Origin of the sequence: Tomitella cavernea (assembly GCF_016599145.1) — a bacterium.
Lineage (GTDB): Bacteria > Actinomycetota > Actinomycetes > Mycobacteriales > Mycobacteriaceae > Tomitella > Tomitella cavernae.
Genome location: NZ_JAENKO010000024.1, coordinates 11953 through 24774 on the forward strand (window position 1 = coordinate 11953; position 12822 = coordinate 24774).

A 12822-nucleotide genomic window follows, 5' to 3' on the forward strand; every position below is an offset into this window, starting at 1 on the left:
CCCTCAGCGGCGGCGCGACTTCTTCCGCGGCGGCGGCAGCGCGCCCTCGGCCCGCAGTCGAGCAGCGTGCTCGGCCAGCGCCTCCACCAGCGGGATCACCTGCGAGACTTCCGGCTGCACATCCACGCGCAGCCCGAACTCGCGGGCGGTCTCCGCCGTCTTCGGCCCGATGCACGCGACGATGGTCCGGGCGTGCGGCTTGCCGGCGATGCCGACGAGGTTGCGCACCGTCGACGACGAGGTGAAGCACACCGCGTCGAAGCCACCGGTCTTGATCATCTCGCGGGTCTCCGCCGGCGGCGGCGAGGCGCGCACCGTCCGGTAGGCGGTGACGTCGTCGATCTCCCAGCCGCGCTCGCGCAGCCCCTCGGCGATGGTCTCGGTAGCGATGTCCGCGCGCGGCAGCAGCACCCGGTTGACCGGGTCGAGGATCTCGTCGAACGGCGGGAACTCGGCCAGCAACCCCTCGCTGGTCTGCTCGGTGGCAGGCGGGATCATCTCCGGTTCGATACCGAAAGCGCGCACCCTGTCCGCCGTCGCCTGGCCCACGCACGCGATCTTCACACCGGAGAACGCGCGCGCGTCCAGCCCGAATTCCTGGAACTTCTCCCACACGGCCTTGACCGCGTTGGTGGAGGTGAACACCACCCACTGGTAGCGGCCGTCGACGAGACCCTTGATCGACCGCTCCATCTGGGCGGGGCTCCGGGGCGGTTCCACGGAGATGGTGGGCACCTCCTTGGGGATGGCGCCGTGGTCGACCAGCCGGCGGCTCATCGCCGCGGCCTGGTCCTTGGTGCGCGGCACCAGCACGGTCCACCCGTACAGCGCGCGCGACTCCCACCACGACATCTTGTGCCGCTGCGAGACCACCTTGCCGATGGTGACGACCAGGGGGCCCACCATTTCGGAGCCGACCTCATCCAGCGTGCCGAGAGTGGCCTCCACCGTGCGCTGTCGGCGCGTGGTGCCGCTCACGGTGATGGCGGCGGGCGTCGAACCGCTCATGCCGTGCTCCACCAGGGCGCCGGCCGTCTCGGCCAGGCGACCGGAAGTGGCGTGCAGCACCAGCGGGCCGGGCGCGGCGGCCAGCGCCGCCCAGTCCACCTCGCCGCGCACGTCGAACTCGGTGTGCGCGGAGCCGATGGGCATGCCGGCGTAGGCGGGCACCGCGCTGCCGACGGGCACGCCCGGCACCACCTCGAAGTGCACCTGAGTACGGGCGATCGCGGTGATCTCGGCGATCACCGAGTCGGTGGTCATCGGGTCGCCGGAGACCAGGCGGACCACGTCGTGGCCCTGCTTGGCCTCGGCGACGAGCGACTTGGCCACGTCCGCGGGGTCGCCCAGGGCGGGACGCACGTCGGGGCCGCCCTCGCCCGTCTCCTCGTCCACCGGGAGCCCGCTGCCGATGAAGGACACGACGCCCTCTTCGACGTCGGCATCGGTGTACGCGACGGTGGCGACGGCGAGGACCTCGCGGGCCCGCAGCGTCAGCAGGGCCGGATCGCTCGGACCGGCCCCCACGATCAGAATCCGTCCGGGGGTGGTCTTGCGTGCGCGGCTCATCGTTCGATCTCCAGAGTGAGTGCGAGGGTCATTACGTGGTCTGGTGCGGTGCAGGGCCGCAGTCTGCGCGGCGCGGCCGGTGGCGTGGGCCCCCGCGCTCCGTGGGCGGTCATCCGGGCACTCCCGCCCCCGGTGCCCCGCCCGGCCTGTCGGCCATGAGGTCGGCGGCGCCCATCTCCAGGAGCTCGTCCGCCACGCCGAGCCCCAGCGACTCGGCGTCGGCGACCGGCCCCACCCGGGAAGCGCGCAGCACCACGGTGCCGTCCTCCGCGGCCGCGGCGGCGCGCAGCGACAGCTCCAGCATGGGCGTGCCGTCCGGCCCGGTCGAGTCGACGACCTCGGCGAGCGCGCCGACCGGGGCGGTGCAGCCGGCCTCGAGACGTGCCAGCACCGCGCGCTCGGCGACGACGGCGGCACGGGTGTCCGGGTCGTCGAGCCGCCGGACGAGCTCCACCAGCGCAGCGTCGCCGCTGCGGCACTCGACGGCCAGGGCGCCCTGCGCCGGCGCAGGCAGCATCTGCAGCGGATCGATCGTCTCGGTGATGATCCCCGTGCGATCGGTGCGGTCCAGGCCGGCCCGCGCGAGGATCACCGCGTCGAGTTCGCCTGCGTCGACGCGGCCCAGGCGACGCTCGAGATTGCCCCGCAGCGGCTGCACGTCGAGCCCCAGGCCCAGCGCCCGCAGCTGCGCCACGCGGCGCGGCGCGGACGTGCCCACACGGGCCCCGGGCGGCAGTTCGCCGAGTGTCATGGCGTCGCGCGCCACCAGGGCGTCGCGGGCGTCCGCGCGCGCCGGCACGGCGGCGATGGTGAGCCCCTGCTCGGCGGTGGTGGGCAGATCCTTGAACGAATGCACGGCGATGTCGACCCGGTCGTCGCGGATGGCCTCGCGCAGCTCCGCGGTGAACACGCCCACGCCGATCTTCTCCACCGGGGACATGGACTTGTCGCCGGAGGTGCTGATGATGACGAGCTCCGCGGGGTGTCCGGCCGCGATGAGGGCGTCGCGCACTGTGCCGGCCTGGGTACGGGCCAGCACGCTGCCTCGCGTGCCCACGCGGATGGGATCGGGGATGCCCGCCGCTCCGGCGGCCGCCGGGTGATCGGTCACAGTGTGCCCTCCTCTGCCAGGCTCTGATCGGCGGGTTCGACGTCGGTGGCGGACTCCGAGGAGCGCGCCACCGCGGCCGTCACGCCCGGCGCCAGTTCGAACAGCTCGCGCAGCGCCTCCGCATAGGACCCCCCGCCGGGGGCCGCCGCGAGCTGCTTGACCCGCACCGTGGGCGCGTGCAGCAGCTTGTCGACGACGCGCCGCACCGTGCGCTCCACCTCGGTCTTCTCGGCCTCGGTGAGGCCCGGGGCCTTCGATTCGAGCCGCATCAGCTCGCCTTGGACCACCTCGGCGGCGCGCCGCCGCAGAGCGGTCACCGTGGGCGCCACCTCCGAGGCCCGCTGCTGCTCCAGGTAGGCGGCCAGCTCCGCGGCCACCAGCTCACGGGCCGCGGCCGCATCCGTCTCGGCCGCACCGGCGCCCGGATCCCGCCGCAGCGTCTCGATGTCCAGCAGATCCACGCCGGGCAAGCCCGCCACCGCCGGGTCGACGTCACGCGGCAAGCCCAGGTCGCAGATCACCAGCGGCGAATCCACCGTGCGGCGCGCGAGCGCGGTGTGCACGTCGGCGACGGTCAGCACCGCCCCGACGGAGCCTGTGCAGGTCACTACCACGTCGGCGGTACGCACGGCCGCCGCGAGTCCGTCGAAGCCGGCCGCCCGCGAGGACACGCCGGCCTCCGCCGCGGTCTCGGCCAGCCGGGCTGCGCGCTCGGCGGTGCGGTTGACCACCGTCACCTCTCCGATACCGGCACGGACCAGATTGGCCACGGCCAGCCCGCCCATCGCGCCCGCGCCGAGCACCACCGCCCGCCTGCCCGCCAGCCCCTCCAGGGCGCGCGGCCCGCCGAGCAGCGCCGCGGCGCGCTCCAGCGCCACCGACACCACCGACGCACCGGCAGAGTCGATGCCGGTCTCACTGTGCACGCGCTTGCCCACACGCAGCGCCTGCTGCGCCAGCTCGTGCACCGCACGGCCGGCCACCTGCTGCGAGTCCGAGGCCGCGTAGGCGGTGCGGATCTGCCCGAGGATCTGCTGCTCGCCCACCACCATCGAGTCCAGGCCCGCGGCCACGGTGAACAGGTGCTCCACCGCGGACTCGCTGTAGCGCACGTACAGATGCGAGGTGAGCTCCTGCACGCTCATCCCCGATTGCTCCGCGAACAGCCCGCTGACCTCCGCGAGACCGCCGTGGAACGCGTCGACGACGGCGTAGATCTCGATGCGGTTGCAGGTGGAGACCACCATGGCCTCGGCGACGTGCGGGCGCCGCACCAGCGCGTCCAGCAGCTTGGGACGGTCCGCCTCCGACACCGCGGCGCGCTCGAGCGTGGACACCGGCGCGCTGCGGTGCGACATCCCGACCAGCAGAATGCTCATGCCGCGGCCACCTCCATCCATACGCCCGCCCGTTCCCGGACAGCGGCGTGCCGGACGACGGCGCCGGGCGGACGTATGCGACTATTGGGGACGCCGTGATCACAGCATCCGGCGCAGGTCCTGACGGGCCGCCCGCCGGATCGGATGCCATCGGCGGTGACGCGCCGGCCACCGGGGCGGACCAGCGTCGGGCGGGCGGACGCTGGGCGTCGATCTGTCACGTCGCGGGCTCCTCGTGCAGCCGAAGTGAATGAGCGTCCGGGACGGGAGCGTCCGCCTGGCACGCTTGCGCGCGGCCCGAGGGCCGTGACGCAACCGCGGCGGGCCTGGACGCGGCACCGCCGTCGGCATCATCGTGCATGCGGGACGGCGTTGCCCGGACACAGCCGCATCAACGCAGCTCTGACCCAGCACCCCGGTGCTTGGTTCACACCACGGTAACCGTTCGTCACCCCCGGCACAAAGTTGACGCGGCATGCCCTTACACGCTACGGCGACGGCCGCCGCACCCGGGTCCACTACCGCCCGCCGACCACCACCGCCTAGCATGCGCCCGGTCCGTCGCTGGGCGCGGACGGCCGGCGCCCGCCGCGACGGACTCCGCGGCTCCGGCGCCCGGGCTCAGCCGGCCAGGTCGGCGCGCAGCCGTTCCTCGTCGACCTCCCAATAACTGTGCTCCCGCCCGTCGAGCAACACCACCGGGAGCCTGTCGCCGAACTCCGCGCGCAGCTCCGGCCGCTCCGCCGCCGCAGCATCCACGTCCACCGACGACACGGCGATCCCGAACTCCTTGCACACCAGGTCAAGCCGCTCCCGCGCCGCGTCGCAACCCCCGCAGCCCTCCCGGGTGAGCAGCGTGACCTCCCGGCCTCCCGCGGCCGCGCCGCCGCTCGAACCCGATCCCCTGTCCGCAGTGGCCACCGTCGTGCACCTTCCTCCCGAGTCTCCGGGCCCGCCGCCGCGCCCGGCGGGCCCCAATCGACCAGCCCAGTCAACCACCCCCGTCAACCGCCTCCCGCCGACCTCCGTCCCTCCTCGCCGCCCCGGCGACGGCACGCCCGGCCGCCACCGCACCGGATCGCGCCGCCGGCGCAGAGATCATTGTCCGCAGAGATCATTGTCACAGTGTCCGTGCCCTGCGAGCGGTGCCGGGCTCGGACTTCCGCACAGGGCCGCGCCGCGCGTGTGCCGCGCCCCCGCACCCCCGGGCCGACGGTTACTGTTGGGGTGACCGTTCAGGTCCACGGCCCGCCGGGGATGCGGGCCGCGACCGCCGGGAGCGGCCACCAGGATTCAGGCGGATCAGGAGGATGCGGTGCCAGACCACCGGGAGCAGCCGGACCCGCAGGATTCCTCGGTGCGGCGCCGCATCGCCCGCCTCAGTACCCGCAACCCGCTGGGGCCCAGCCTGGGCGAGCTTCTGCAGAACCTCGCGGGCGAGGCCAGCGCCGACGCCGCCCACGCCCAGTTGGAGGCCGAATCCACCGACGAGGGCGCGCCGGGTCTGCCCGGCGCGTGGCCGGAGCGCGCGCCGGCACGGACCCCACCGCCGCGCGATCTCACCGCCGCCGCCTTCTTCGATGTGGACAACACCATGGTCCAGGGCGCCTCGATCATCCACTTCGCGCGCGGCCTCGCCTCCCGCAACTACATCGAGCTGTCCGACATGGCGCAGTTCGGATGGCAGCAACTCAAATTCCGGGTCAGCGGCAAAGAGAACAGCGACGACGTGGCCAGCGGCAAGGAGAAGGCCCTCTCGTTCATCGCGGGCCGCGAGACCGCGGAGTTCACCCGCCTCGGCGAGGAGATCTACGACGAGATCCTCGCCGACAAGGTCTGGACGGGCACCCTGGAATTGGCCCGGCGGCACATCGACGCCGGCCAGCAGGTGTGGCTGGTCACCGCGACGCCGCAGGACCTGGCGCAGGTCATCGCCAAGCGTCTTGGCCTCACCGGCGCTCTGGGCACCGTGGTGGAGAGCGAGGACGGCGTGTTCACCGGCCGTCTCGTGGGCGACATCCTGCACGGACCGGGCAAGGCGCACGCGGTGCGGGCGCTGGCCGTGCGCGAGGGGCTCGACCTCAAACGGTGCACCGCGTATTCGGACAGCCACAATGACGTGCCCATGCTCACCGCGGTGGGCACGGCCGTCGCCGTCAACCCGGACGCCGACCTGCGCGAACTGGCCCGCAACCGCGGCTGGGAGATCCACGACTTCCGCACCGGACGCAAGGCGGCGAAGATCGGCGTGCCCACGGCGCTCGCGCTCGGGGCGATCGGCGGCGCCGCCGCGACCGTGCTGGGGCGCCGCGAACAGTCGGCGTGAGCCGGAGGGCTCACAGCCGGGCCGCCTCCGCCGTCAGCCGAAGAAGACGTTCCGCCGCGTGGCGAGAAGCGTGTACAGCGTCTGCTGGATGCGCTCGCGCACCTGGTCGGTGAGGTCGAAGGTGATCATCGGGTCGTCGGCGGCCTGCTCGTCGTAGCCGTCGGTGGCGATGGGCTCGCCGAAGGCGATGTGCCACTTGGACGGCAGCGGGACGGCGCCCAGCGGTCCGAGCAGCGGGAACAGCGGAGTGATGGGGAAGTACGGCAGCCCCAGCAGCCGGGCGAGGGGCTTGATGTCGGCGAGCTTCGGGTAGATCTCCTCGGAACCGACGATGGACACCGGGATGATGGGCGTACCCGTGCGCAGCGCCGAGGTGACGAAACCTCCGCGGCCGAAGCGCTGGAGCTTGTAACGGTCCGCGAACGGCTTGCCCACGCCCTTGAACCCCTCCGGGAACACCGTGACCAGCGCGCCCTCGCGCAGCAGGCTGTCCGCGTCCGGGTGGCATGCGAGCGTGTGCCCGGCTTTGCGGGAGAACGAGCCCAGCAGCGGCGTCTGGAATACCAGGTCGGCTGCGAGCATGCGCGTGGGCCGGTGCTGCGGGTGATGGTCGTGGACGGCCACTGAGAGCATGAGGCCGTCCACGGGGACGGTGCCGGCATGGTTGGCCACCAGCAGCGCCGCACCGTCCGCCGGCAGGTTCTCCACCCCGGACACCTCGACCCGGAACCACTTCTCGAAAACGGGGCGCAGGGCGGGCAGGATCACCGACGAGTTCAGGTGCGGGTCGAAACCGTAGTCGTCCACCTCGTAGTCGCCGGTCACCCGCCGGCGCAGGAACGTGAGGACCTCGGCGACGTGATCGGCCAACGCCGTGTGATCCGCCTCATCGGGCGGCCCGCCCGTGCGCAGCTGATGCACCACCGGCGGGACGCCGGGGTCCCGCGCGCCGCGCGATCCGTCCGTCGACGCGCCCCGTGCCACACCGCCGCGCCCCTCGCCGCGCAGCGGAATGACCTTGGCCACCGCCGAATCTTCCACCTCGACTCCCATCGTCTCCGCTCCCGGCCTCCCGACCGGTCGCGCTCCCTTCGCGCGCGCCCCCGCGCACCACGTCCACGCTGCCACACCGCTCCCCCGCACCCTGCGGCGCACAACACCTTTCGGCGGCCCGTCGTCCCCCGCCGGACGCGGACCGTTCCGATCACACCGGCAGCCGTCGCGCCAGCGCCGTCAGCCGCTCCTCCCATCCACGCACCATCGCCGGGTCGATCACCGGGTCCAGCGACCTCCCGCGGACGAAGTCGTCGAGCGCGTCCACCGTGGACCAGCGAGGCGTGAATCCGAGCTCGGTGCGCATCCGCGTCGTGTCGAGCACCACGCCCTGACTCAGGAAGCCCAGCTCCTCCTGCGAATAGTCCACCACCCGCGCGGCCCGCAGCGCCGAACCCACCATGGCCAGCATCGGCGACGGCAGTGGAATCCCCAGCCTGCCGGCCCGCCGCGTGGCCTGGGCGCCGGACATCGTGCCGTCGCCCGCGACGTTGAACGTGCCGTACGCGGCCGCAGTGACCGCGCACTCCAGCACCCCCAGCGCGTCGTCCTCGTGCAGCAGCTGGATGCGCGGGTCGTAGCCGAGCACATTGGGCACGAGCACCGCCCCGAAGTACCGGGTGAGCTCGGTGTCCATCCGCACGCCGATGAGCGGCGCGAAACGCAGAATGCTCACCTGCAGGTCCACGCGGCGCCGGCCCGCGCCGCGCGCGTACGACTCGATCTCCACGCTGTCCCTGGAGAATCCGCCGCGCGGCGGATTCTTCGGCGCCATCTCCTCGCCGAAGCGTGCCGGGTTGCGCGGGCTGTAACCGTAGACGGCCGACGTGGACCGCACCACGAGCCTGCGCACCGTGGGCGCCTTCTGGCAGGCGGCGAACAGGTGCAGGGCGCCGATGACGTTCATGTCCTTCATCACCGCGCGTCCGCCGGCCTCCCCCGGCCGTGAGTGGACGTCGGTGTGGACGACCGTATCCACCTCCGCACCGCGGATGATCTTGCCGATCATCGGATTGCGGATGTCCGCCCGCACGAACTCCGCGCGCCCCAGCCGACGCAGCATGTTCTTGCTGGGCGCCAGGCAGTCGACGGCGATGACGCGCTCGATCGTCGGGCGGGCGGCCAGCATCGCCGCGAGGGAACCGCCGAGAAAGCGGCTGGCTCCCGTCACGAGTACCACCCTGGGCTCGCGCGGCGCGTCGGTTTCACTCATCACGTACAGAATAGCGGCCACGACGCGACGGCGGCCATACTCCGCCCGCCGCCCGGCGTGCATCACACCGCCTCGCCGCCGCGCAGCAGGCCCGGGCGGCGGGGCCGAAACGACCGGCGGCCCGGTCCACGATGGTGGACCGGGCCGCCGGAGCAGCGCGCGGCTGTCGATGCGCGACCGGACGCTCTACCGCCGGTGCGCGCGGATCACTTGCCGAGTTTGCGACGCTGCACCCGGGTGCGGCGAAGCAGCTTGCGGTGCTTCTTCTTCGACATGCGCTTGCGGCGCTTCTTGATCACTGAACCCATACCGGGAATCCTCACTGCCTAGTACCTGGGGACCCGCACCGGTGCGGCGACCCTCGTGCACGAATCCATCGATCGGACCCCGTGCTGCCGTGGCCGCGCACAGCGCCGGGCGCAGAGCGCGGCAAGCACGTAATCCGGCGCCCTCTCCAGTGCACCGATCACTCGGTGGCGCACCGGCCCGCGGGGCACCCGGCCCCACGCGACGCCCGCCGACAGCAGCCGAGGAAACCTCTCCACGGCACGACAATCGACAATGCTACCGCCGCACGGGCCGGCCCTCGAACCGAGGTGCCGACGGGCACCGGTTCGCGCCTGTGCCGACCCTGCTCCCGGACCTCGAGGACCCGCCCCTGCCGATCTAGCCGACGTCGAAGTACGACGATTGAAGATACTCGTGCACCGCCTTGGCGGGCACCCTGAACGAGCGCCCCACCCGCACCGACGGCAGTTCGCCGCCGTGCAGGAGCCGATACACGGTCATCTTCGACACGCGCATCATCGTCGCCACCTCTGCGACGGTCAGGAAATTGGTGCCCGCCAGCGACGCCGGTTCTCCGGCGTCCGAGGAGCCCTGCGAGGCAGGCTTCGCCCCTCCGGCGGGCGGCTTGTCAGATGACGCCATTGGTTCACTTCCTCCGGCACGCGTCGCGCCGCCGGCTTCCCCTCCGGCGGACCTGACACGCACGTGCTACCCCGCAGCCTAACGGTAATCGTGGTGTCGCTGCGACGCGTGTGACGAATCCGCGTCGAATGCCCTGTTCGGCGCGGTCACGGCGAGATCACGGCGAGCACTGCACGGCGCCCGGAGCGGGCCTCACCGCGTCGGATCAGGAGCCGTCCTCCTGCACCGCGCCCAGCGCTGCGGAGCGGTCGCGCACCACCGCCATCGCCTCGAAGAACGCCGAACGCAAGCCGTCCTTCTCGAACTGCCGGATCGCCGCCGCGGTGGTGCCGCCGGGCGACATGACGGCGGCGCGCAACTCGGTCGCGGTCTCCCCGGACTCGGCGAGCATCGCGCCCGCGCCCACGAGTGTCTGGATGGCCAGGTCGCGGGCGACGGGCCGGGCGAGCCCCAGCGCGACCCCCGAATCGACCATCGCCTCGATCGCCAGGAAGAAGTACGCGGGCCCCGAGCCGGAGACCGCTGTCACCGCGTCCATCGACGACTCCTTGACCCGGCGGACCATGCCGACGGCGCCCATCAGCTCCTCGACCAGGTCCATGTGCACGGCGGTGGCACGCCGGCCCGGCGTGATCGCGCTGGCGCCCTGCCCGACGAGCATCGGAGTGTTGGGCATCACGCGCACCACCGCGGTGCCGGCGGGCAGCAGCTGCTCGAAGCGTGCCGTGGTGATGCCGGCGGCCAGCGACACGATGAGCTGGTCGTCGTCGCTGGTCTCCTGGTACTCGGCCACCTCCGCGAGGACCGAGTCCACGTCGTTGGGCTTGACTGCCACGACGAGCACGTCGGCGCCCTCCGCGGCGTCCGCGATGCTCTGAGTGACCCGGATGCCGTACTCCGAGGCCAGCTCACGGCCGCGGTCCTCGAACCGTTCCGTGATCACCAGGTCACGCGCCAGCCTTCCGCCGGCCAACAGACCCGACACCAGCGCTTCACCGATCCGGCCGCCGCCGACCACAGCAATTCTCGTCATGCCACTCAGCCTGCCACGCGGACGGCGGATCCGTGCGGCCGCCCGCGTGACCGGTCCATGCCGTGTCGGGCACCGGAATCCGCCCGTGGCCGGTGGACGCGCGGCGGGCCGGCCCGCCGCCGGTACGCGTGCCGCGGAATCAGTCGGCGCGCCGCGGGCGCGGGCGCGCCAGGTGCGTGCGGGCGAACGCCAGCGACTCCGCCAGCACGGCCGCCCGCTCGTCGCGCGTGCGCACATTCTGCGTCGTGATCTCCAGCACCACTTGGCCGGCGAAACGCCGTGCCGCCAGCCTCCGGCACAGTTCCGCGCAGGGCTGGTCGCCCGCGCCCGGCGGCAGGTGCTCGTCCGTGTAGGCGCCGCGGCCGTCGGCCAGGTGCACGTGCGCCAGTCCGTCGCCCATCCGGTCCGCCAGCTCCAGCGCATCCATGCCCGCGGTGGCAGTGTGCGACAGGTCCAGCGTGAAGTGCCGGTGGTCCACCGCCGTCGGATCGTGCCCGGGCGCGAACGCCGAGACCGCGGCGCCCGCGCCCCCTCGCTTGCGCAGCCGCTGGACCGAACCCTCCTTGTTGCTCATGAACCGGTCCGCCCGGAACGGGTACATGTTCTCCACTGCGACGACGATGCCGTGCGTGTCCTCCAGCCTGGCCACCTGTGCGGCGAAGCCACGCGCGTAGGCGCGCTGCCAGCGGAACGGCGGATGCACCACCACCGTCGTCGCCCCCACCTGGCGCGCCACCTGCACCGCCCGGTCGAGCCGCGGGATGGGGTCCGAGCCCCACACCCGCTGCGAGATGAGCAGGCACGGCGCGTGCAGTGCCAGCACCGGGACCTGGTGGCGGTCGATCAGCGCCGACACCGCGTACGGGTCCTGGCTGGCGGCCTCTGCCCACACCATGAGCTCGATGCCGTCGAAACCCAGCTGCGCGGCGTATTGGAACGCGCTCTCGCTGGTCTGCGGGTATACCGACGCGGTCGACAATCCCACCGGAATTCCACGGCCCTTCACCACCGCGCCTCCCCCACCGGCTTCGCGCCGGGCCGCCCCGTTCGGTGGACGTCCGGCCGGATTCCGCCGGAAGAGCGACCACATGCCCACCCGACGCGGGGGCGCGGCCCGGCGGCGCGGGTCATTGCGTGCTCAACACGAACGCGAGCGGCCCCAACGTCACCACCACGCCCACCACCATCGCGAGCAGCAGGCTGATGATGTCGTCGGTCTTGCGCAGGATGCGGACCACCGCCACCAGGCCCAGGATCACGAGCACCGACAGGACCAGTGCCACGTACGGCAGCGAGTCCCACAGTTTCTCGAACCCCTTGAACACCGCGGCGCCCACCGCGACGCCGACGATGACCTGCAGCGCCAGGCCGGCCCACTGGCGCACTGCGCCGCGGTTCCCGCCCTGTTCCGCAGCGTCCGCATCTTCGGGGCCAGCGCCTGCGTCTTCGGCGTCAGCGCCTGCGTCTTCGGTGACGGCGGGATCGGCGACGCCCGATTCGAAGACGGTGGTCTGCGCCGCCGCCGGTTCCGCCTCGGCGTCCTCCGGGGCGGGCTCGGCCACCGGGATCACCGCAGTGGCCGTCGCCCCGGGATCGCCGCTGATCGATGCGACCGGAGCGTCGCTACGCGCGAGCATCTCCCCGACTGTCGGCGTGCCGCCGGTGGGTGCCGGCGCGGCGCCCGCCTCCGGTTCCTGGTCCGGCCCGGCGTCCTGCCCCGATTCCGGCTCGGCTTCCTGATCGGACGCGCCTCCGACGGACTCCTCGCCGACGTCCGGCTCCGCGTCGGCATCCGCGTCCGCGTCGTACTCCGCGTCCGCGTCGGCATCCGGATCTGCGCCGCTTCCCGCCTCCGCCTCAGCCTCAGGGTCCGCCTCAGCCTCAGCCTCAGGGTTGGCCTCCAGCTCTGCGCCGTCCACGCCGTCGTCGACGGCGTCCGGGGCCGCTTCGGCGGCGCCTGGATCCGCTTCAGGGCCGCCCGAGTCCTCCGTGGCGCGCTCGGCGTCGTCGCGCGCTTCCTGGCGTTCGCGGTCGACGCGGTCCTCGGCGACGGGTTCGCGGATCACCGGAATCTCCCCGGTCAGCTCGGCGACCGAGATGCCGCCCGCACGCTCGCCGCGGTGATGCCTGCGTGTCCGTCCGCCGTTGCTGGAGCCCCCGCTGTCGGAGGCGTTACGGGCGAGCAGTTCGGCAACGGTCACCGGCCGG

The 12822-nt window shown here is 72.9% G+C and carries 12 protein-coding genes; 1 reads left to right on the top strand and 11 read right to left on the bottom strand.

The features are described 5' to 3' along the window. Positions 1–3: 3 nt before the first annotated feature. From JJ683_RS09835 to JJ683_RS09850, 4 genes are all read right to left on the bottom strand, one after another. Positions 4–1569 (bottom strand): bifunctional uroporphyrinogen-III C-methyltransferase/uroporphyrinogen-III synthase, encoded by a 1566-nt coding sequence (locus tag JJ683_RS09835; protein ID WP_200173637.1) that lies wholly within the window; start codon positions 1567–1569, stop codon positions 4–6. 109 nt (positions 1570–1678) lie between these two features. After that, positions 1679–2680 (bottom strand): hydroxymethylbilane synthase, encoded by a 1002-nt coding sequence (gene hemC / locus JJ683_RS09840; RefSeq protein ID WP_307810817.1) that lies wholly within the window; start codon positions 2678–2680, stop codon positions 1679–1681. Then, positions 2677–4059, bottom strand: a complete 1383-nt coding sequence (locus tag JJ683_RS09845; RefSeq protein ID WP_200173639.1) for a glutamyl-tRNA reductase — start codon at positions 4057–4059, stop codon at positions 2677–2679. Before JJ683_RS09845 ends, hemC begins: the two co-directional genes overlap by 4 nt. A gap of 621 nt (positions 4060–4680) precedes the next feature. Further along, complete coding sequence (locus tag JJ683_RS09850; protein WP_200173641.1) at positions 4681–4980, bottom strand: glutaredoxin family protein; 300 nt, start codon at positions 4978–4980, stop codon at positions 4681–4683. 394 nt (positions 4981–5374) lie between these two features. Between JJ683_RS09850 and JJ683_RS09855 the strand changes: the two genes are divergently transcribed. Next, on the top strand, positions 5375–6385 hold the full coding sequence (locus tag JJ683_RS09855) for an HAD family hydrolase (RefSeq protein WP_200173643.1): 1011 nt from the start codon (positions 5375–5377) through the stop codon (positions 6383–6385). A gap of 33 nt (positions 6386–6418) precedes the next feature. Here the strand turns inward: JJ683_RS09855 and JJ683_RS09860 are convergent, their stop codons facing one another. From JJ683_RS09860 to JJ683_RS09890, 7 genes are all read right to left on the bottom strand, one after another. Then, positions 6419–7438 (bottom strand): lysophospholipid acyltransferase family protein, encoded by a 1020-nt coding sequence (locus tag JJ683_RS09860; protein ID WP_200173645.1) that lies wholly within the window; start codon positions 7436–7438, stop codon positions 6419–6421. Positions 7439–7589: 151 nt separating this feature from the next. Beyond that, on the bottom strand, positions 7590–8651 hold the full coding sequence (locus JJ683_RS09865) for an NAD-dependent epimerase/dehydratase family protein (RefSeq protein ID WP_200173648.1): 1062 nt from the start codon (positions 8649–8651) through the stop codon (positions 7590–7592). 206 nt (positions 8652–8857) lie between these two features. Then, the gene (locus JJ683_RS09870; protein ID WP_003402602.1) at positions 8858–8959 is read right to left on the bottom strand and encodes a 30S ribosomal protein bS22; all 102 of its coding nucleotides are present in this window, start codon (positions 8957–8959) and stop codon (positions 8858–8860) included. Between the two features lie 358 nt (positions 8960–9317). Then, positions 9318–9581: a helix-turn-helix domain-containing protein gene (locus tag JJ683_RS09875; protein WP_182357932.1), complete on the bottom strand. Its 264-nt coding sequence runs from the start codon at positions 9579–9581 to the stop codon at positions 9318–9320. A 205-nt stretch (positions 9582–9786) separates the two neighbouring features. Next, positions 9787–10614 carry a pyrroline-5-carboxylate reductase gene (gene proC, locus JJ683_RS09880; protein WP_200173650.1) on the bottom strand — a complete coding sequence of 276 codons (828 nt, stop codon included), beginning with the start codon at positions 10612–10614 and terminating at the stop codon, positions 9787–9789. Between the two features lie 139 nt (positions 10615–10753). Continuing rightward, a complete protein-coding gene (locus JJ683_RS09885) occupies positions 10754–11599 on the bottom strand; it encodes a sugar phosphate isomerase/epimerase family protein (protein WP_307810819.1) in 846 nt (281 codons plus the stop codon). 142 nt (positions 11600–11741) lie between these two features. Next, positions 11742–12815, bottom strand: coding sequence for an Rv0497 family membrane protein (locus tag JJ683_RS09890; RefSeq protein WP_200173655.1), 1074 nt, complete (start codon positions 12813–12815; stop codon positions 11742–11744). Positions 12816–12822: the final 7 nt, after the last annotated feature.